The 20,863-nt window shown below is 39.9% G+C and carries 15 protein-coding genes; 3 read left to right on the top strand and 12 right to left on the bottom strand.

Annotated features, from left to right (window positions below; all coding sequences use genetic code 11):
• Positions 1-174 precede the first annotated feature (174 nt).
• Positions 175-573 carry a hypothetical protein gene (locus H6A27_RS00865; protein WP_204507337.1) on the top strand — a complete coding sequence of 133 codons (399 nt, stop codon included), beginning with the start codon at positions 175-177 and terminating at the stop codon, positions 571-573.
• A gap of 141 nt (positions 574-714) precedes the next feature.
• On the opposite strand, the gene H6A27_RS00860 is transcribed toward H6A27_RS00865, so the two are convergent.
• The 5 genes from H6A27_RS00860 to H6A27_RS00840 all read right to left on the bottom strand — a co-directional run bounded on the left by H6A27_RS00860 (position 715) and on the right by H6A27_RS00840 (position 9,862).
• A complete protein-coding gene (locus H6A27_RS00860) occupies positions 715-1,728 on the bottom strand; it encodes an inorganic phosphate transporter (protein ID WP_154045107.1) in 1,014 nt (337 codons plus the stop codon).
• 15 nt (positions 1,729-1,743) lie between these two features.
• On the bottom strand, positions 1,744-2,391 hold the full coding sequence (locus H6A27_RS00855) for a DUF47 domain-containing protein (RefSeq protein WP_154045106.1): 648 nt from the start codon (positions 2,389-2,391) through the stop codon (positions 1,744-1,746).
• Positions 2,392-2,440: 49 nt separating this feature from the next.
• On the bottom strand, positions 2,441-3,082 hold the full coding sequence (locus H6A27_RS00850) for a DedA family protein (RefSeq protein ID WP_204507336.1): 642 nt from the start codon (positions 3,080-3,082) through the stop codon (positions 2,441-2,443).
• Positions 3,083-3,218: 136 nt separating this feature from the next.
• Positions 3,219-3,662: a hypothetical protein gene (locus H6A27_RS00845; protein WP_204404446.1), complete on the bottom strand. Its 444-nt coding sequence runs from the start codon at positions 3,660-3,662 to the stop codon at positions 3,219-3,221.
• Between the two features lie 575 nt (positions 3,663-4,237).
• A complete protein-coding gene (locus tag H6A27_RS00840) occupies positions 4,238-9,862 on the bottom strand; it encodes an alpha-2-macroglobulin family protein (protein WP_204507335.1) in 5,625 nt (1,874 codons plus the stop codon).
• Positions 9,863-10,051: 189 nt separating this feature from the next.
• On the opposite strand from H6A27_RS00840, the gene H6A27_RS00835 reads away from it, so the two are divergent.
• Positions 10,052-10,495 carry a hypothetical protein gene (locus tag H6A27_RS00835; RefSeq protein WP_204507334.1) on the top strand — a complete coding sequence of 148 codons (444 nt, stop codon included), beginning with the start codon at positions 10,052-10,054 and terminating at the stop codon, positions 10,493-10,495.
• A 104-nt stretch (positions 10,496-10,599) separates the two neighbouring features.
• Here the strand turns inward: H6A27_RS00835 and H6A27_RS00830 are convergent, their stop codons facing one another.
• The 5 genes from H6A27_RS00830 to H6A27_RS00810 all read right to left on the bottom strand — a co-directional run bounded on the left by H6A27_RS00830 (position 10,600) and on the right by H6A27_RS00810 (position 17,409).
• The gene (locus H6A27_RS00830; protein ID WP_204404440.1) at positions 10,600-10,935 is read right to left on the bottom strand and encodes a hypothetical protein; all 336 of its coding nucleotides are present in this window, start codon (positions 10,933-10,935) and stop codon (positions 10,600-10,602) included.
• Between the two features lie 39 nt (positions 10,936-10,974).
• Positions 10,975-11,289 (bottom strand): thioredoxin, encoded by a 315-nt coding sequence (gene trxA / locus H6A27_RS00825; RefSeq protein ID WP_204507333.1) that lies wholly within the window; start codon positions 11,287-11,289, stop codon positions 10,975-10,977.
• A gap of 69 nt (positions 11,290-11,358) precedes the next feature.
• Entirely contained in the window at positions 11,359-15,156 is a 3,798-nt protein-coding gene (gene dnaE, locus H6A27_RS00820) for a DNA polymerase III subunit alpha (protein WP_204404436.1), read from the bottom strand.
• 15 nt (positions 15,157-15,171) lie between these two features.
• Positions 15,172-16,275 (bottom strand): methylmalonyl Co-A mutase-associated GTPase MeaB, encoded by a 1,104-nt coding sequence (gene meaB / locus H6A27_RS00815; RefSeq protein ID WP_204404434.1) that lies wholly within the window; start codon positions 16,273-16,275, stop codon positions 15,172-15,174.
• A 57-nt stretch (positions 16,276-16,332) separates the two neighbouring features.
• Positions 16,333-17,409, bottom strand: a complete 1,077-nt coding sequence (locus H6A27_RS00810) for a DUF1573 domain-containing protein (protein ID WP_204507332.1) — start codon at positions 17,407-17,409, stop codon at positions 16,333-16,335.
• 266 nt (positions 17,410-17,675) lie between these two features.
• Between H6A27_RS00810 and H6A27_RS00805 the strand changes: the two genes are divergently transcribed.
• The gene (locus H6A27_RS00805) at positions 17,676-19,043 is read left to right on the top strand and encodes a sigma-54-dependent transcriptional regulator (protein ID WP_204507331.1); all 1,368 of its coding nucleotides are present in this window, start codon (positions 17,676-17,678) and stop codon (positions 19,041-19,043) included.
• Between the two features lie 328 nt (positions 19,044-19,371).
• Here H6A27_RS00805 and H6A27_RS00800 read toward each other — a convergent pair whose 3' ends face one another.
• Both H6A27_RS00800 and fabG read right to left on the bottom strand, forming a co-directional pair.
• A complete protein-coding gene (locus tag H6A27_RS00800) occupies positions 19,372-20,040 on the bottom strand; it encodes an RluA family pseudouridine synthase (RefSeq protein ID WP_204404428.1) in 669 nt (222 codons plus the stop codon).
• Positions 20,041-20,115: 75 nt separating this feature from the next.
• The gene (gene fabG / locus H6A27_RS00795) at positions 20,116-20,862 is read right to left on the bottom strand and encodes a 3-oxoacyl-[acyl-carrier-protein] reductase (protein ID WP_204404426.1); all 747 of its coding nucleotides are present in this window, start codon (positions 20,860-20,862) and stop codon (positions 20,116-20,118) included.
• Position 20,863 lies beyond the last annotated feature (1 nt).

Raw genomic sequence — 20,863 nt, 5'->3', positions numbered from 1 at the left:
CTACATTTTAATTTTGAGAAATGCTAAAGCTGATAATCAATGGATTAGTGAAATTATACAGCTAAAAAATAACTAAAAATTTTTTTTGGCTATCAAACTTGGGTTAAATACCGTTTAAATACTGTTTAAACACTGTTTTATTGCATTAAAAAAACATATTAAACCATTTATAAAATGAAAACTTTCAATTCACGAATGTCGGAAAAGGCAAAAAGCTGCATTTGGATGTCAATGATGTATTCAGTCACCGCGATAGCTTTATGTTTAGTGTTGGTATTGTTATCAGAAAAAAACATAGACAACCTGGTAGCATTTATCGCTTGTTTCATTTTTATGGCACTCACATCATGCATACGCATATACAACACGGAATATAATATCACAGACGGGATACTCAATGTGAAAGATTTCAAATCAAAGTCAATCAAAATCGCGGAAATAAAAAAAATCACCTTATTGAAAGACAAAAAAAGATTTACCCTGAATATTCCATATGACACCATAGTAGAAGAAAAGAACGGAAAAAAACATGTCTTGCACCAGAAAACAGAAATGAAATGGTCGGAATACTGAAGAATATAAATCCGGAAATCATTTTCGATTAGCAAAAATATAACCTTCACGGATAGACACAAACGGATAAAGAAACTCCAATATTGATGTACCTTTGAAGAAACATCAATATTGGAGTCTGCATAATATTTTTATTAAGAATCAAATAAAACGAACTATTTGATATATTGCAGCAGCCAATATGGCACTGACAGGAATGGTCAAAATCCAAGCAGTCATCAAACTTTTGGTCACTCCCCAACGTACCGCTGAAAGTCTTTTAGTAGCCCCGACGCCAATTATCGCTCCAGTGATTGTATGGGTCGTGCTTACAGGTATTTTCAAGAATTCCGTCAAATATAAAGTAAAGGCTCCTGCAGTTTCTGCGACAACACCTTCCAAAGGTGTCACTTTTGTAATGCGTGTACCCATTGTCTTTACAATTTTCCACCCTCCGGACATTGTACCCAAAGAAATAGCGGTAAAACAGGCAAAAGCCACCCAATCAGGCAAGTCATTAATGCTGTTTATTCCCATGCCAAGGCCTTCCGAATGAGCCGCAATTAAAGCAGCAGCAATGATACCCATGACTTTCTGGGAGTCGTTCAATCCATGACCTACACTGAACAAGGCAGAAGAAACAAGTTGTAATTTCTTAAACCATAATTCTGCCGTACTAGGATGCGCACGTCTGCATATGTACAACACCAACAAAGTAAAACCAAAGGCTATCACCATTCCGATAAAAGGAGCCAGAAAGATGAAAGCTACAATTTTCAAGATTATGCTCAATTGAATAGCCCCAAAACCATGCGCCATGATGGCAGCCCCTGCAAATCCACCAATAAGAGTATGGGACGAGGAGGAAGGAATGCCTTTCCACCACGTGAATAGATTCCATATTATGGCAGCAATGACACCGGACAATATTATAGGCAAAGTTATGAAATCCTCTACAACCGTTTTAGACACTGTATTGGCTATTCCGAAACCACCAATAATGTATTTGGCAATGAAGAAAGCCACAAAATTGAAAAACGCGGCCCATATTACAGCCTGAAAAGGAGTTAGAACTTTTGTTGAAACGATGGTAGCTATTGAATTGGCCGCATCATGGAAACCGTTGATATAGTCGAATATCAAAGCCAATACTATGATGATAACTAATAATTCCATGTATTTTCCCTGCCTTTATGCATATTTAACAATAAGATTTCTTAATATTTTCCCAACACGCTCGGCAGTATCTGTGGTTTTTTCCAATTCCTGCATTATTTCTTTGATTTTGATTAATTCCACGCAGTCCTTCTCTTCCTCAAACAATTTCTTTACGAACAACTCATATACGTCATCTGCCTGATTTTCAATATCATGTAATTTCTCGCAATACTCACGCAATGCGGCCGGTTTCTTACGGAACGTTTCAAGTTCATCCATCGCCTTTCCAATATAAATCGCTTCTTGCTGAAGCAACTTGCTCAGTTCCTTACCACTGTCAGAAATCGGATGGGGATTGTAAATAGTTATACGCTTCGCACAGCTATTTATACCGTCTATCACGTCATCTACCGTTGATGCCAAATCATGAATATCCTCACGGTCGAAAGGCGTTATGAATGTTTTTCCCAACTCATCAAAAATTTGATGAGTTTGTTTATCGCCTTCGCGCTCGACATCTTTGATACGTTTGTAATATTCACTACGTTTTTCCGGTGTATTATGTTCAAAACTTTCTACTAACAAGTTTGAAGAATAAATAAGAATCTCCGACAAATGTTTTAACATCGGAAAGAACTTGGGTTCCTGCGGCGCAAATCGGCTAAAAAAAGAATTTTTCATAAATATACACTGTATTTTAATTCCTGTTTGATTAATTAGTTTTTATAATTTATCTCTTTAATTTCAATTTGGTTCTTACTACTTCCACTATGGCAGGCAATATGGAAATAACAATGATTGCCACTATAAGAAGTTTCAAATTATTTTGTACAAAAGGCAGGTCTCCGAAAAAATATCCGGCATAGCAGAATAACGCAACCCATAAAGCACCACCTGCCACATTATATATCGTGAAAAAATAATAATGCATTTTCCCCATTCCTGCCACAAACGGAGCAAAAGTACGAACGATTGGCACAAAACGTGCTATGATGATTGTCTTACCTCCATATTTTTTATAAAACTCGTGAGTCTTATCCAAATGTTCTTGTTTGAATATGCCAGAATTTTTCCTGCCAAACAACTTTTTTCCAAAAAAATGGCCTATAATATAATTGCAAGAATCACCAGAAATGGCAGCGACAAAAAGTACAAAAACCAAGATATTGATTTCAATCGGCACACCGGGAAGAGCGGCTATAGCACCTGAAACAAACAGTAATGAATCGCCGGGAAGGAATGGCGTAACGACCAAACCTGTTTCACAGAAAATAATTAAAAATAATATAATATACGTCCATGCATGGTATGTTTGGACTATTTCAATCAAATGTCGATCTATATTAAAGATAAAATCCAGTAAAAAATCCATGTAAATAAATTGATATTAGCATATAAAAAAGAATTTAATTTTCATATTGCGGCAGGCAGGAACAATAATCCCGTATCAATAATCTTCAGGAAACATATATGAATAAAAAAACGGCCCACCAACCTTATAATTTATGCTAAATCAAAATACGTTTGATTTGATAAATATAATAATTGTCCGAGTAACGAGTGAAGAGTAAAAAAGAGAAATAAGATGTCACCTTTTCTTCCGGCAAGAATATTTTCCGTAAATGGGTTATGCCTAAAGCATTAGAATAAGTCTTTAACAACTTATAAGACAAAGTGAAACGTCCGCTATTATAAACATTGTTATTTGCGATACAAAATTGAAACAATAAATTTACTCTTTCGTTATCAATCTCCTTTTTTTCGGACAAACCTCTGAATATATGATTGATTATCACCGTATCATTTTGCCATTCAGCCACACAAGTATTTTCATACTCCTGACTGTCATATACGGTGGAATAGTCACCCGAAATCAGGTATATCCCCAATGCGATGTATAAAAGAAACAGATACTTCACCATAGCGGGTGCAAATATACGAAGTTTTTTCATGGCGACGAAATTGTTTTTTATTTTTATTTCAGAAGAACAACTTCACATACATAAAGTAGCATGGCATTCCTCATCTGCTTTTTTTACCTCGCATAAAATCATACCTGTATATAAAATGGGCCATTATATAACTGTCCACACCGTTATATTCGGTTATGGAACGCACATTGGATTTCAAACTTCTTGATATATTGCTTTTACGGGCAAGCATATCATACGCCTCTATACTTAAAATCGCCCTACCATTATAAAATGATTTAGATAAAATTAAGAGCTAAGGTAACTGGTTGATAGGTACCGGTTGTTGGCTATTTGTTCCTAACCAAGATTCTCATATACTTTTACAAAAATAAAGAAAATATCCGAAAGCCGGTATTTATCTTCCATTATTTCTTTCCACGTCAATTCCTTTAATAAACAAACGTACGAGGACTCTGGTATAATAGAACTGCCGAAGGTACTTTTTTGGGCAAAAGAATCAATCTCCACACGGCCGTGTGGAGTACTCGACACGAACGTGTGGATATCTCCGCACGACCGTGTCGAGAGCTTGACACGAGCGTGTGGAGGTAAACTTATTTTATCGTAATAACTGAAGTTTTCCCATGCGAACCGAATTGCGGCGCATAAACTGATATGACAGATACCGGACCTGAAACATATTTCCCTGAACGTGCCACGTATGCGTCATAACGTATAGTATAGGAACCTTTGCGCATCCGGTCAATGAAAAATTCTACAGACGCGTCTTTATTTACGCGATAGAACGAAAGACCTTCTGTCCAAGAATAAGAAGAGAGTTGGGACGCAACCTCAAGACATGAAGGTTTATCGTCCTTTATCCGTACAAAATCCATATCACGGTCGGCACTTACGGTTATGCATACCGTCACCTTATCGCCCACAGACAAAACGGAAGACGATGAAACTTCTTTTCCATCGCATATATACTTGCGTTCTATTCTCAGACCTTCACCATTGTAGGATTTCACTTTGTCGATACTTTCAAGACATTGTGAACAGACAGAAGCCCATCCGGCACCTGTGCCTTTTCTTGAGAATACAATATTCTCTGTTTTCCTGATATCAGAATCATGCAACGATACAGAAACATGTCCTATCGCATCATCCGGTGTGGTATAAGTTTTATCCGCAACCTCTGCTGTAATAGCAGAACCTGAATCAAGCACATCACTTCCACCTGCCAGAAACGCATAAATGGCATTTACAGATGCAACCGGAGTATCCCAAACCTGTACCTGTTTCTGCTTCAGCAACCACAGACGCATATCGTCAAGCAAAGTTTCTTTATTATCTCCCAAACGCATGATGGTTTCCATTGCAGACACATGAACAGGTATTCTGAAATCGAACGAAGAATATCCGGCCTTATATGTATCAAAATATGAACCCATCTCATCATTGCTTATCATATATTCCATAACAGACTGTAGAAGGACTTCCGCCTCGTCTTTCTTTCCTGCCGCGTCCATAATGGTAGCCAATACCGATTTTTCATTTATGTCGAGCGATGCAGACTTTCCTACAAAATAGTCAATGAAATAACCGTTCACCTTAGCATCTGCCGAAGATGCAGCCTCATCATCTATGGCACATATATACAGATAGCTCATAATCATATTCTGAGGTACGTAAGCGTTCTTGTTTTCAAGCATACTGTCATGACACCCGGCAGCTTCGGAAGCCAGATATCCAAGGGCTTTCTTATACACATCGTTCATCTGATAATTGAATGATACTCCCAAAGCCTTGAGTCTGGCCAACGACTCCATTATCCGAAGAGTGATGTAAGTACTTGAAGTCATACCCTTGAACCATGGCCACGAACCGTCAGCCAGCTGTAACTTGGCAAGGCTGGCAACAGCCGTGGAGAGTCTGTCGTTCATTGCGTTTACATCGAAAAGCATTGCAATACGCTGCTTTTTCGAAGCGTCATCTTCAGCATCAGCCAACCATGGGGTTTCTTCGATGATGATATTTTTAAGCTGTTCATTCTTTGACAGTTCCGACCATAAATACTTTTCATCTTTTCCCTGTGCTATCCATGAATCGAACACTTGCCTGATTTTAGGATTGGATTTCACGATATGCAAAGACAAAGAATTGACATAAAGAGCTGTAGCCCACGACATAGCATCTTCCACCTGTGGGGTGCCAAGAACAGGCAATGCCTGAATCACGTACCACTGTGGATTTGCAGTCATCTCTACTGTAAGCTTTTTATTTGCAGCCGACTTGCTGCCAGCATTAAACAACTTATCAAGAGCCACTGTTTTGTTTTCGTCACCTTTCAGCTGTACTGATATGTTCTCAACAACCAATTGCCTGTCCGACAATACAGGCAAATAATGACGTTCGCCATCACTAAACTCGCCGGCCTCAGCCATTATTGTACAAACCAGAACATCTATACCTTCAGTAACTTTATAGCTGAATGTAACCACATCTGACTCTCCCTCGAGTACATTGAAATTTTTTGTTCCGGTATATACAACCTTGCCGTCAATAGGATTGGAAATTGTCATAGTCACCTTGCCGTTTATATTCTCATCAGACATATTGACAAGAGATGACGAGATATACGATTCATCACCCACCCTCACGAAACGCGGCATATTAGGCTGCACCATAAACGGTTTTGATGTAGTGAACGCAGCCTTCACAAACCCATAGTCCATATCCTCGTTATGCGCCAAACCGTTGAAAGTCCATTCAGTCAGCGCATCAGGCATCACGAACGACATAGTAACGACTCCCGCTGTATCGGTGTGCAGACGAGGATAATAAAATGCTGTTTCAGAGAAGTTTTCACGAAATACCGGAACGGTACTACCCTGTTCACCAGCCGAAACCGCATTTTCCATTTCAGGCATTGCCGGACTCATATCAGCCACTTCCTCCATACTTTTCCTGTTTACAGAATTCATCGCCACATCAGAAGACATTACTTTACCAAACAACAGTCCATTAGAAGCCGATTTAGTCATTATCATTCCACGAGAGCCATAATAATTCCACGAGAAAGGAATGAACTGAGTGAATTTGTTGCCATAAATACAGTCAATACCATTACCGGCATTAACATGATCATACTTTACGTTGATATAAGAATTATCGGCTACTCTCAGTGTCTGGACATACACATAAGGAATATTTCTACGGAAATATAATCCGAAATGCCATGAATGGGCATAAAGTTCATCGAGCGATGCGTCGTATGCCGATGCAAGCATTGAGGCGCTTACCGGTTTACCATCCTTATCCTCAACCTTCAGTTTCCATTCTTCCTTCTGTCCGGGAACAAGTTTATCCCTGAAAGTTTCCCAAGTAACAACAAGTTTCTTATCCGGTTGCGGTTTTGCAAGATTTATATTCCTTTTATATAATGAGCCTTTACGCATAAAAGAAAAACATACAGTTATACCGTCGCCATAATCTTCCTTATACTTGTAACTGAACTTCTTTATTGAATTGGACAAAGTTATTCTGTTACTATCCAGTCTTCTTTCGGCTGTAAACACATCAACCATAAGATAAACATCCTCTTCGGAGCTACCTATATAGAAATCAACACCATTACCGTCCTCAAACGAGTCGCCGTCCTGATAGAACCACTCTACAGTATCGAAAGGAGGAACTTTATCCACAAGGGAGAACAATACAAAATCTTTAGTTGCAGACACTTCGCGTCCCTTGGAGTCGATTGCAGAAATCCGCATACGATATTTCCCCGAAGAAAGAGAATTCAGTCCATACGGAACAAATGATTTCTGAGCATTCTCCTCACCGGAAAACACAGCCTTCTCAACTATCTTGTCCTCACTGTTAAGCTTATATATAGAATATCGGATATCGGTTTCAACAGGCATATTTTCGCAGTTTAAAGCCTCAAATCTGATTTTTCCGATTTTCTCTTTAGCGACTTTGGCCTGTAAGTCCGATATTCTCAGGCTCAATGACTTATCACCTACTGAGACAGAGAACTCTCCTACTTGAGTCTCACCGGAAAGGCTTGTAACTGTAGCCGTAACATTAAATCTGTAATAAACATCATTCTGTGGCAATGAAACTCCATCAGGCTTACTCAATTGGAAGTTTATATGGAACTTGCCATCGGCATCGGTCATAGTTTCGCCAGTAGAGATTTCTGTTTCGTTTCCTTTGTATCTCCACCATGTATTATCAGTACGCACAATCCGATATTCCACTTTAGCCATACGCAAAGGCGCACCTGCAAATGTCATAGCCATAGCATCCACACATACAGAATCGCCAAGCGAATACTCCTTATCATTTTTACCGAATGCGACATCGAAAGTAGGACGCTTATATTCCTCAACTCTCACACTGGTATAAGCATTATCTGCACTAAGGCCGAAATATCCAGGCATGGCATTCTGTTTAAGAACAAACTCAGCACTGTAAACCCCAAAATCATCGGTAACCACCTTAACACTTTCCACCATCCTGCCGTTAGAATCAGTAAGTTTAACTGCGACTTCTTCTCCCTTCATAACAGATACAGAATCGCCCTTCTGGATATATTTTACACCAGAAACATAAACTTTCTGTCCGGGACGGTAAATGGAACGGTCGGTAAAAATTGTAGTCTGCTTCTTGGATTCGGCATTGTTTGTATCCGGGAAATAACCTGCTGAATAGAAAGAAGAAATATTCATAAAATCATTACCCTCAGTACGCACATTATAATATTCCGGTTTATCCTTAGAAGCATTTATAACAACACTTCCATTTTCGTCGGTAGTATAAATGTTCTTTATTTCATATTTGCCATCGTTCATTCCGTATGTAACAATCTCCGCATAAGGAACAGGATGTCCATACATACGGTCAACAGCCACGAGTTCTTTCTTATTTTCAGGCAAAGGAATTATAACACACTGGTAAGGTGACACATATACCACCTGATAGTCTGCCACGTCCGGTTTCTGCTTTGAAAACAGTTTCAATACATATATTCCATTCTCAGGCAACTTATACTTAAGACTGGTAGAACGTAGTTTATAATCCTGCGTTTGAGGGAGTGTGTAATTATTAACAGCCACCCGGTTGCCATACTTCCTGACTAAATGTCCAAAATCAGTTATATTCTGAAGTTTTTCCGATGCAGGCGAAAGTCCTAACCTGTAAGTTTCTAAAGTTACCCCTGTAATGTTTTTATATGAAACCTTTATATCAGACTTATATCCGGGATATACAAACGGAATATTTACTTCCAGACTTGGAGACTCAATAAATTTTATCATGTTTTTCAGTTCATCCGCCCATCCGGAATCTTGATAGAGTTCCAATGCTCTTTTCACCTCCGACATAGCCTCAACATATTTCCCGTCGGCACAATATTTATGGGCAAGTTTAAGCACAATATCGCAATAGACATCAATATCATTGAATTCCGAAGCCAGGCTCTTAAACTCATTTATAGATTCTTCCAAAGACAGTTTATCTTTCTGATATACACAATAGTCGGACAAATAGACCAATCCGGCTTCACGCGTCAAAGCTTCAGCATTTCTATCCCTATACGGACTTTCATCCAATGAATACATATCAGTCAGCGACTTATAGATACTGATAATTTCATTATGAATTTTCTGCTCATTGTTGAAAGCAGATACAGACAACAATGTACGGACAGCCTGTCTCGAAAGGAAATCGTACATATTATCGTCAAAATAATCTTTACTGAGCTCCTCCGATATAACTACCGGATAAAACAATGCCGCCGAACGTGAGGCAAGCAAATCTTTCTCACTGAGTGACAATCGCACGTGTGAAATAACCGAATCAATCTCCAGCGGATATTCTTCAGCATAAATCATTGCTACAATACTGTTCAGTACAGCCCTTCCAGCCCCATCCGTTTCGGATTCAGCCCATTGCTCAAGTCTGTTTTTCTGAAAGCGCAGGCTGTCATGACTAAGTTTCACCTTATATTCCGAACAGACCATAAAAGCCTTTATCATCTGCGGAAGATTTTTATCCTCCAATGCCAATGAAAAAATTTTCTCTGATTTTTCTATAACGGAATGCGGAAGATCTTTCTTCTGAAGAGATTCTACTTCCTTCCAAAGTTTATCATAATTCTGAGCTTTGACCGATATTGGGAGGACAATACTTATAATCATCAGTCCCACAAACAAACAAAAATTCTTCATACCGTATGATTTGGTTAAACCTACATGTTCATATAAAGAAACAATTTATAAACGTAAATGCTGCATTTTTAATGCTAAAAGATGTATAAATCATGTTTTTTCCATATATTTGTAAGACTTAGAAGATATTTAAACACCGTTTAAATAGCGTTTAAACACCATTTAAAAACAATTAAAACAACAGGCGATATGAAAACTTTCAGTTCACAAATGTCGGAAAAGGTAAAGGGTTGTGTATGGATGTCCATGATGTATTCTGTCACGGCGATAGTATTATGTATTGTTCTGGTACTATTGTCAGAAAGAAACGTTGACAATCTCATTCCATTCATATCATGCTTCATTTTCATGGCTCTGTCGTCATGCATTCGAATATATCACATAGAATATAGCATAGCCGATGAATATCTCAGCATCAGAGATTTCAAATACAGATCCATTAATATATTTGATATAAAGGAAATAATAGCTCTGAAAGAGAAGAAAAGATTCACTCTGAATATTCCGTATGATACAGTTATTATTGACAAGAACGGAAAGAAAACATATCTGGCTCCGGAAAACAGAGATATGATGCTCGAGACAATAAAGGAAATTAATCCGGAAATCACTTTTTCTTCTTCACTACAATGAAGAAACTGAAATCTACAGATATATGGACATAAGTCTGTTATACAAAATAAATGCTTCAAAGTATATGAAAATACCTTGAAGCATTTTTTATATGAAGAATTTTTTTATTCTACACCACCCAATTGGTTTCCGTATTCCATTTCGCCTTGAACAACGAAGAAAACATCTTCCGGTTCGTATGGGCCCATACCGTCCTCAGCAGATTCCTTGATAATATAATCAACAATCTCATCCTGGTCGATATTGATATATCCTTCCTCATCCGGTTGAGCGTCCAGACATCCGCTGCTTGTATAATACTCTACTATAAGGTCGAATATATAATACAAATCATCGTCTGTGAACTTTTCCTTTAGTTCTTGCGGCAAATAGTTCTTAATGAATTCGATGGTTTTTTCATCGTCATCGTCTTCCAACAAGAAATCGTTATCAGTTGCCATAGTTTTTAGTTTTAATGATTAATAAAAGTTCAGCGCTATTTAGAGAATTGACTTCAATTTTTCAGCCAAAGCCTGCTTTGTAGTTGCACCAACCTGTTTTTCAACCACTTCGCCGTTCTTGATGAAAAGTACTGTAGGGATGTTACGTACTCCGAACTGTGCTGGAAGATCTGAGTTTTCGTCAACATCACATTTACCGATGTTTACTGTATCCTTATATTCTTCGGCAAGTTCCTCAATATATGGAGCTATCTGTTTGCAAGGTCCACACCATGTAGCCCAGAAATCCAACACTACCGGTTTACCTTCTGCCATTATCTCTTCAAAATTCTGATCTGTAATGTTAAGTGCCATAACTTTAAATTTTTAAGTTTGTGAGTTATTATGTTTATTTGTTTGTTATATCCAAGCGACAAATATAGACTAATTTATTTTATAGTCCAACTGTGATTGCGATTTTAAATAATTAATCAAATCTTTTTGTACAGAAATCTTAACCGTACGTGAAGAAAGATTTACATGCATCTGTCCGTCATCGTCAACAATATAGAACAATAGTTCAGTATTTCCCGGATTTTCCTTTACTAAAGAACCGAATTCAGCAATAAATTCATCATCAATCGAAGAGAGCGGCGCTTTTACAGTCAGACGTTCAATCACCCTCTCCTTCACATCCGGCAACAGTTCAATGGTATTTATCTTTACTTCCCATTCATCCTGCTTCCACTGTTTAGGCTGACATTTCCCATGCATATACAAGAACATTCCCTCGCTGAAAAAGTTTTTCTTTTCCACCCATTCATTGCCAAAAAACGCAAATTCAGCCACTCCGGAATAATCCTCAACCTTAGCTACTCCATACGGTTTTCCGGTCTTAGTATATCCTTCGCGCACACCTGTCACTATTCCTCCAAGTATAAGATCCCTGTTCTGCAACGGAGCGAGATCGGCCAAATCTATCATGTGCGTATTGCAGACATTCTCCAATACAACAGCATATTCATCCAAAGGATGTGCAGAAAGATATATTCCTACAAGTTCACGCTCGCGGTTGAGGCGTTCCAAATCGCTCCATGCCTGTGCAGGTACAATCTCTGGAGTTGCAATCTCTACAGCCATTTCTCCACCGAAAAGAGAGTTAGTGGCAGCGGCCTTGTCCACCTGATATTTATTTCCGTATCTCACAAGTATTTCAACGAAAGTCTCATCCTTTGCATTTTTCACAAAGAAATCTTCACGCTTTATTCCGGGGAAACTGTCAAAACCTCCTGCCAAAGCCAAATTTTCAATATTCTTTCTGTTGCACGATGACAGGTTTACCCTCTGTACAAAATCAAATATATTCTTGAATTCACCATTTTTCCTTCGTTCATCCAGGATACACTGTACAGCGGACTCACCTACACCTTTCACAGCTCCCATACCGAAACGTATGTCTCCACGGCTGTTTACAGAGAATTTCAATTCACTTTCGTTCACGTCAGGTCCCAATACATTAATGCCGGTAGCCTTGCATTCGTCCATCAGCTTTGTGATTTCAGTTATGTTGGCAATGTTTCGGCTCATAGTGGCAGCCATATATTCCGAAGGATAGTTAGCCTTAAGATATGCAGTCTGATAAGCTACCCATGAATAGCATGTAGCATGCGACTTATTGAAAGCATACGACGCAAACTTTTCCCAGTCTGCCCATATTTTCTCAAGTACCTGTGGGTCATGTCCGTTCTTTTTACCTCCTTCGATAAACTTAGGCTTCATGTGGTCCAGCTTATCACGTAGCTTCTTACCCATGGCCTTACGGAGGGCATCAGACTCTCCACGTGTAAAATCCGCAAGCAGACGCGACAGCAACATGACCTGCTCTTGATAAACGGTAATACCATACGTATCCTTAAGATACTTCTCCATAATCGGTATATCGTACTCAATAGGCTTACGTCCGTGCTTACGGTCGATAAAGTCAGGTATATAATCCATAGGTCCCGGACGATACAGGGCATTCATGGCAATCAAGTCCTCGAAAGTTGAAGGTTCAAGTTCCCTCAAATATTTCTGCATACCGGCCGATTCAAACTGGAATGTACCGATAGTTCTTCCGTCACTATAAAGCTGATACGTAGCAGGGTCGTCAATAGGTATCTCGTCGATATTCAGAATTATACCCTTACTATGCTTGATATTTTCGAGTGCCTCCTTAATTATGGACAATGTTTTCAGCCCGAGGAAGTCCATCTTGATAAGGCCGGTATCCTCGATAACAGAACCTTCGTACTGAGTGACAAGCATCTTTTCGCCCGTTTCCTTATCATCGGCCGTACTTACAGGAACCCAGTCCGTAATATCATCACGACAAATGATTGTACCGCAGGCATGCACACCAGTATTGCGCACGTTACCCTCAAGCATCTTCGCGTACTTGATTGTATCCCTCAAGACAGGATCTGTAGATACCTCTGCCGCCTGAAGTTCGGGCACGTATGCTATGGCGTTAGGAAGATTAAGTTTCTTGTCGGGTATCTTGTCCGGAACCAGCTTACACAATCGGTCTGATTCGGACAACGGAAGTTTCTGAACACGAGCCACGTCCTTGATGGCAAGCTTAGTGGCCATTGTACCGTATGTAATAATATGTGCGACCTTTTCCTGACCGTATTTCTCGGTAACCCAATTGAGGACTCGTCCGCGTCCGTCATCATCAAAATCGACATCAATATCAGGAAGTGAGATACGGTCCGGGTTAAGGAAACGTTCAAACAGAAGGTCGTATTTTATAGGGTCAATCTGAGTAATACCAAGACAATATGCTACAGCCGAACCTGCGGCAGAACCACGTCCAGGACCGACAGACACATCAAGTTTGTTTCTCGCGGCAGAAATAAAGTCCTGTACAATGAGGAAGTATCCCGGGAAACCCATTGTCTTCATAATATGCAGCTCGAACTTTATTCGCTCGCTCACTTCCTCGTTCAAGACTTCGCCATATCTGCGTTTGGCACCGTCGTATGCCAACTTTGCAAGATAGTCGGCTTCCAGTTTTATACGATAAAGTTTCTCGTATCCGCCCAATCTCTTTATCTTGGCATTTGCAGACGCCTCGTCCATCACCACATTTCCATTCTCGTCCTGTGTAAACTCGTCGAACAAGTCTTTCTCAGTGAACTTCTGACGATATTCCTCCTCTGTGCCAAAATCTTTAGGAATCTCAAAAGTCGGCATGATAGGCGGATTATCTATTGAATAGAATTCCACGCTATTGCATATATCCACAGTATTGGACAAGGCTTCAGGGACGTCAGCAAATATCTCGTTCATTTCCTCACGAGTCTTCATCCATTCCTGCTTGGTATATAGCATACGGTTAGGGTCGTCAAGATCCTTACCGGTACTCAGACAGATAAGACGGTCGTGAGCCTCGGCATTCTCTTCATCCACAAAATGCACGTCGTTGGTACAAACCAGCTTAATATTATATTTCTTGGAATATTCAAGGAGTTTGGCGTTCACCACTTGCTGTAACCTATACGCCTCATGGTTGGCCCTCGGGACAGTAGCCTTATGGCGCTGCAATTCCAGATAATAATCATCGCCAAACAGATTCTTATACCATTGTATTGCCTCTTCAGCTTCCTCAAACTGTCCAGCAGTAATTCTTTTAGGGATTTCACCACCCAAACACGCAGAACACACAATCAGGCCTTCATGATATTTTTCAAGTTCCGTCCGGTCGGTACGCGGACGCATGTAGAAACCCTTAGTCCATGCCTTCGACACTAATTTGATAAGGTTGTGATAACCTTTCAGGTTCTTTGCCAACACTACAAGGTGGTAACCGCTCTGGTCTTGCTTTCCATCTTTGTCTTTAAGTCCACGGCGTGCCACATACATTTCACAGCCTATGATAGGTTTAAACAGCTTTTCCTGAGCAGCCTGCAACTGTTTTCTGCATTCTGCCAGCTCTTCTTCAGGATTTTCAGATTCAGTTTCTCCCTTCTCAAGAGCTGCAATTTTCTTCTTCAAATCCTTGATTTCGCCATTTGTTCCTCCGTTTTTCTTATTTACATAATTAAAAAACTCTTTTATGCCGAACATGGCACCATGGTCAGTCACGGCAATGCCTCGCATTCCATTTGCTATTGCCTTGTCAACTAACTTAGGGATTGAAGCCTGTCCGTCAAGTATAGAGTACTGTGTATGAACATGTAGATGAACAAAATCCTGCATATAATTATACTAAATTTACTTCTTCAGTTGATTAAAATAAACATCCAGCAGTTTTTTTGCCGCTGTAAATGATGTGGCCTGTCCGCTCAAGACCTCTCTTTCCTTGATTTCGAGCATGTCGGCTATCAACGGGTCCTGATAGAAACTGTCGCGAAGATGTTCGTTAATAGTTTCGTACATCCAATATTTGGCCTGTTCGTTTCGTCTGTAATCGAAATATCCGTTTTTCTTGACGAAATCAATATAGTTGTACACCATATCCCATATTTCCTTTACGCCAATGTTATAAAATCCGGAGTACGTAAGCACCTGTGGTGTCCATCCCGATTCAGGAGCGGGGAAAAGGTGAAGAGCATTACGGAAATGTGCGGCGGCAAGTTTAGCTTTCTCCACATTATTGCCGTCAGCCTTATTAATAACTATTCCATCAGCCATTTCCATTATACCTCTCTTGATGCCCTGCAGTTCGTCACCGGTACCGGCAAGCTGTATGAGAAGGAAAAAATCAACCATAGAATGAACAGCGGTCTCACTCTGGCCTACACCAACAGTCTCAACAAAAATCTTGTCGAATCCTGCAGCTTCGCATAATATTATGGTTTCACGTGTTTTACGGGCAACGCCTCCAAGCGAACCGGCAGACGGGCTGGGACGGATAAATGATTTAGGATGAACGGAGAGTTTCTCCATTCTGGTCTTGTCGCCAAGAATACTACCTTTAGAGCGTTCACTACTCGGGTCGATAGCCAAAACAGCAAGTTTACCTCCCTTTTCTTCGAGAACATGAAGTCCGAAAACATCAATAGAAGTACTCTTTCCGGCTCCGGGAACACCACTGATCCCAACCCTGACAGAATTGCCGGAATAAGGCAGACATTTCTCTATCACCTCCTGAGCAATCGTCTGATGTTCAGGTTTAATGCTCTCAACCAAAGTTACAGCACGGCTCAACATGGTGATATCACCTTTCACTATACCTTCTACATATTCACCTACAGAGAACTGTCTTTTCTTAGGTCTCTTCCTGAGGTTTATATAAGGATTTACAATCGAAGGCTGCTCCACTCCCTGATTTACAGTCAAGCCCTTATATTCTTCATTGTTTTCAGGATGTTCCATAATGGTAATATATTTAATGGTTAATAAGTCTGTATTGTTCCGTAACCGAAAACCATATCATTTTATCACGTCGGCATTTATGCTTATGGTTATCTTAGGACTCTTTGGATCGTTTGTTATCATCAGTACTCGTGGCTTGCCTTTTGAGCGTGAAAGATTATTAGCCAGGACTGTAACTTTCATTTTGGCAGATTCGCCCGGCTTGATAACACTCTTGTTAAGTTTCACATTCAAGGCCATCGTAAACACCTGCAAGTCCATTATTTCAAGATTGGAATTACCTTTGTTTGTGATAATAATAGTTTGAGTCTTCTTCTGTTTTGATTTCAGCCCGTGGAAATCAAGAACTTTAGAGCTTAATTCCGCAACAGGAGGGTTATTTTTCTGGAAATCAGTCTGTCCGGTAAGGTCAGGCAACAATACTATGGATACAGGTATCTCATTTTCGCTGTTAACCTTATCACCCATAAACCTTGAAAGGAAAACAGTAGTACGTGTTATTCCAAGTTTAGGCAATTTTTCCGTGTCAAGCGTAACAGTTATCTTTCCGTTCTTTTGCGAACCCAAAGTTTCAGGCTCTGCCTTTGCCGAAAGATAAGGAGGCAGATGCATCAATACCGGATTATAGGCTTTATTCGAAGTGTTTGCCACCAGGATTTCAAACTGCGGTTTATCACCCTTATTCACATCGTCGAAAACTATTTCATCTTCATTTGTCCTCACCGCTCCATAGCTATACTTATGAGTAAAGGCATAATCCTTCGAGTCGGCGGTAACCTCGCCCGAGAAATCAAGATAAAGAGGAACGTTCGAGGCATTGCAATACACTCCAACTTCCTTGTAGAACTTACCTATGGCCTCAGCATCAAATACTGCAGTAACTTCACCTTTTGCCCCTACGGCTATCGGCTCTTTAGTCCAATCGGCCTGCATACATCCGCACGATACGGTTACATTGGATATAACCAAAGGTTTGTCGCCTGTGTTCGTAAAAGAATATTTTACAGATACAGGATTACGCCAAAGGATGTATCCCAAGTCTTTTGAAGTATTATCGAATGATATTTGCGGTTGGGCATTAACGCACACAGCAACGGCAAACAATATGAATATCAATGAATATAATCTTTTCATTTTTCAGCAGTCTATTATATGTATAAAATCATAAAAATGCGGAAACAAAGATAGACAGAATTTTAATTCTTAACAAAAGTAGGGTTGCAATAAATCATAAGAAAAAGTAACAAATGTCAGATTGTCCCATACCAGCAAACATATAACAAAAACAAAAAAAGGCATTTGTGCTAACAGCATTGCATAATATTTATAAAAATAAGAATGCTAAAGCCAATAAGATTAAATATATAGATTAACTTTGTAGAATAAAATATCAAAAATATATGATTCCGTCAATATTAATAGTTGAAGACGACATAACTTTTTCCACCATGCTTAAGACCTGGTTAGGAAAGAAAGGTTTTGATGTACAGACAGCCGGCACATGCGCAAAGGCCAGAAAACTGATTACATCAAATGACTTCAGTTTGATTCTTTCCGATTTAAGATTACCTGACCATGACGGGATGCAGCTGCTTACGTGGATGAGAGACCTTGAAATATTCGCGCCATTCATAATGATGACAAGCTACGGAGAAATCCAGAATGCCGTAACAGCCATGAAACTTGGCGCTACAGACTATATCAAGAAACCTGTACAACCGGATGAACTATTAAATAAAATAAACGAAGCATTAGAATCATCGAAAAACAGGAAAGACACTGCCGGCAAGAAAGACGCTTCAAATCCATCAAAAACCGACAATTACAAGAATAATTTCCTTGAAGGCGAAAGCGAGGCCGCGCAAAAACTGTTCAGCTATGTAAACCTCGTGGCCCCTACGCAAATGTCTGTCCTTATTAGCGGGGCAAGCGGAACAGGAAAAGAGTATGTTGCCCATCGCATTCACCAGCTCAGCAAGCGAGGTGAAAAGCCTTTCATAGCTATCGACTGTGGCTCAATCCCCAAAGACCTTGCAGCATCCGAATTCTTCGGACATGTAAAAGGTTCATTCACCGGAGCGCTTACCGACAAGACAGGAGCCTTTGAAGAAGCAAACGGCGGTACACTTTTCCTCGACGAAATAGGTAACCTCAGCTATGAGGTACAAGTACAGCTGTTACGTGCCCTCCAGGAAAGAAGGATAAGGAAGATAGGCTCTACTAAGGAAATTGAGGTAGATGTAAGGCTGATAAGCGCAACCAATGAAAATCTGAAAGAAGCCATAGCAAAAGGCAGTTTCAGAGAAGACCTTTATCACCGAATCAACGAGTTCACATTACGCATGCCGTCGCTTAACGAACGCCGCGAAGACATACTTCTGTTTGCAAATTTCTTTTTAGACCAGGCAAACAAGGAACTTGACAAGAATCTGATTGGTTTCGATGCGGCAGCAAATGCCATACTCCAAAACTATTCATGGCCGGGAAATCTGAGACAGCTTAAGAATATAGTAAAGAGAGCGACACTGCTTGCCCGAGGTGAATTCATTACACCTGTAGAACTGGGAGACGAACTTACAGAACATAACAACAATAATGCAGACACGGGGAACACAATATCAACGCTTAACAAGGAAGAAGCCGAAAAACAGCTCATCATCAATGCCCTGAAACAAACGGCCAACAACAAATCGAAAGCCGCCGCAATACTTGGCATAGACAGAAAAACGCTATACAACAAACTTAAACATTATAATATTCCACAATAGTCTGTAGAAAAAATCCACATATTCCACAACATATTCCACACTCATTCATGCATGGGTGTGGATTTTTTTCATACAACACTTTGTTTTACAACACATTAAGAATGACATTCCATTCATGGCACGACATTTGCGAATATATTTATGAATAAGATTTTAAAATAAGATAAACTAGACTAAACAAAAGGATAAAAAACACACAAAACCCAACCCCATAGAATTGAATTTCTGAGATTGTGTATCAATATATACAAAACTACAATCTTATGATAATGAAGATGCCTATGTGTTAAAAACGGAAAAGAGCACGCTGTGAAGCATGCTCTTTTTTTTATATTCCGAATCCGTTCCATAAATTTCCAGACGGCAAATCCGCAGTAACATCTATAACTTCCTTCGACACCGGATGTATGAATTTCACTCTACGCGAATGCAGACATATACTTCCATCCGGATTAGAACGTGGAAATCCATATTTCAAATCGCCCTTGATAGGACAACCCATCTTTGCGAGCTGGCATCGTATCTGATGATGGCGTCCGGTATGCAGACGCACTTCAAGCAGGAAATAATTCTGCGAATGACCTATAAGTCTATAATCAAGTATAGCTTTTTTTGAGTCCTTCACTTCCTTATCGTACGCATACGATTTGTTCTGCTTTTCATTTTTCACCATATAATGTACGAGTGTTCCCTCTTCGGCAGCAGGTCTGTTCTTCACAACTGCCCAATATGTTTTCTCCACCTCACCATTTCTGAACATATCATTCAGCCTGCTCAGCGCCTTACTGGTTTTAGCGAAGACCACAAGTCCGCTCACTGGTCTGTCCAGTCTGTGAGTCACACCTACAAACACATTTCCCGGTTTGTTATATTTCTCCTTCAGATACTGTTTCACAGTTTCCGAAAGCGGAGTGTCACCAGTCTTATCGCCCTGCACAATTTCCGAAGCGGTCTTATTTACTATTATAATATGATTATCCTCGTAAACTACAGTCATAGATATTTATTTACAAAAAGAGGCACAGCGTCCATTATAAAAATGGAAACTGTGCCCGAAATTATAAAATGAAAATTACATATTCATACCGCCGTCAACCTGAATAACCTGTCCTGATACATAACCAGACAAATCAGAAGCAAGATACAACGCAGTATTTGCAACATCTTCAGGAGTACCTCCACGACGCAAAGGAATACGTTTGTTCCATTCAGCCTTAACTTCGTCAGAAAGCTGTGCTGTCATTTCGGTAATGATAAATCCAGGAGCGATTGCATTTGCACGGATACCGCGAGAGCCAAGTTCCTGAGCGATAGACTTAGCCAGACCAATCATACCTGCCTTAGAAGCAGAGTAGTTGCATTGACCGGCATTACCGTGTACACCTACTACAGATGCCATGTTGATGATGTTACCACTCTTCTGGCGCATCATGATAGGAGTGCAGGCATGAATGAAGTTGAAAGCAGATTTCAAGTTTACACCGATTACAGCATCCCACTGAGCTTCGCTCATACGCATCATCAGTCCGTCCTTAGTAATACCGGCATTGTTTACAAGAATATCGATTGTTCCGAATTCTTCCTTAATCTGTTCTACCACCTTAGCAGTATCTTCAAAGCTGGCAGCGTTTGAAGCATAGCCTTTAACCTTAACGCCATAAGCCGCAATTTCTTTTTCTGTGTTCAATCCGTTTTCGTCGATTACCAAATCAGTAAACGCAATGTTAGCTCCTTCAGAAGCAAACTTCAAAGCTATAGCCTTACCGATACCACGAGCAGCACCAGTAACAATAGCAGTTTTTCCAGTTAATAATCCCATA

The sequence above is a fragment of the Bacteroides caecigallinarum genome, from assembly GCF_016902295.1.
Classification (GTDB): domain Bacteria; phylum Bacteroidota; class Bacteroidia; order Bacteroidales; family Bacteroidaceae; genus Phocaeicola; species Phocaeicola caecigallinarum_A.
This window is presented reverse-complemented; position numbering and strand designations above follow the sequence as displayed.

Bases quoted from the DNA above. Each gene is read 5' to 3' on its own strand.
- H6A27_RS00865 (WP_204507337.1), top strand. From the start codon at position 175: ATGAAAACTTTCAATTCACGAATGTCGGAAAAGGCAAAAAGCTGCATT.
- H6A27_RS00860 (WP_154045107.1), bottom strand. From the start codon at position 1,728: ATGGAATTATTAGTTATCATCATAGTATTGGCTTTGATATTCGACTAT.
- H6A27_RS00855 (WP_154045106.1), bottom strand. From the start codon at position 2,391: ATGAAAAATTCTTTTTTTAGCCGATTTGCGCCGCAGGAACCCAAGTTC.
- H6A27_RS00850 (WP_204507336.1), bottom strand. From the start codon at position 3,082: ATGGATTTTTTACTGGATTTTATCTTTAATATAGATCGACATTTGATT.
- H6A27_RS00845 (WP_204404446.1), bottom strand. From the start codon at position 3,662: ATGAAAAAACTTCGTATATTTGCACCCGCTATGGTGAAGTATCTGTTT.
- H6A27_RS00840 (WP_204507335.1), bottom strand. From the start codon at position 9,862: ATGAAGAATTTTTGTTTGTTTGTGGGACTGATGATTATAAGTATTGTC.
- H6A27_RS00835 (WP_204507334.1), top strand. From the start codon at position 10,052: ATGAAAACTTTCAGTTCACAAATGTCGGAAAAGGTAAAGGGTTGTGTA.
- H6A27_RS00830 (WP_204404440.1), bottom strand. From the start codon at position 10,935: ATGGCAACTGATAACGATTTCTTGTTGGAAGACGATGACGATGAAAAA.
- trxA (WP_204507333.1), bottom strand. From the start codon at position 11,289: ATGGCACTTAACATTACAGATCAGAATTTTGAAGAGATAATGGCAGAA.
- dnaE (WP_204404436.1), bottom strand. From the start codon at position 15,156: ATGCAGGATTTTGTTCATCTACATGTTCATACACAGTACTCTATACTT.
- meaB (WP_204404434.1), bottom strand. From the start codon at position 16,275: ATGGAACATCCTGAAAACAATGAAGAATATAAGGGCTTGACTGTAAAT.
- H6A27_RS00810 (WP_204507332.1), bottom strand. From the start codon at position 17,409: ATGAAAAGATTATATTCATTGATATTCATATTGTTTGCCGTTGCTGTG.
- H6A27_RS00805 (WP_204507331.1), top strand. From the start codon at position 17,676: ATGATTCCGTCAATATTAATAGTTGAAGACGACATAACTTTTTCCACC.
- H6A27_RS00800 (WP_204404428.1), bottom strand. From the start codon at position 20,040: ATGACTGTAGTTTACGAGGATAATCATATTATAATAGTAAATAAGACC.
- fabG (WP_204404426.1), bottom strand. From the start codon at position 20,862: ATGGGATTATTAACTGGAAAAACTGCTATTGTTACTGGTGCTGCTCGT.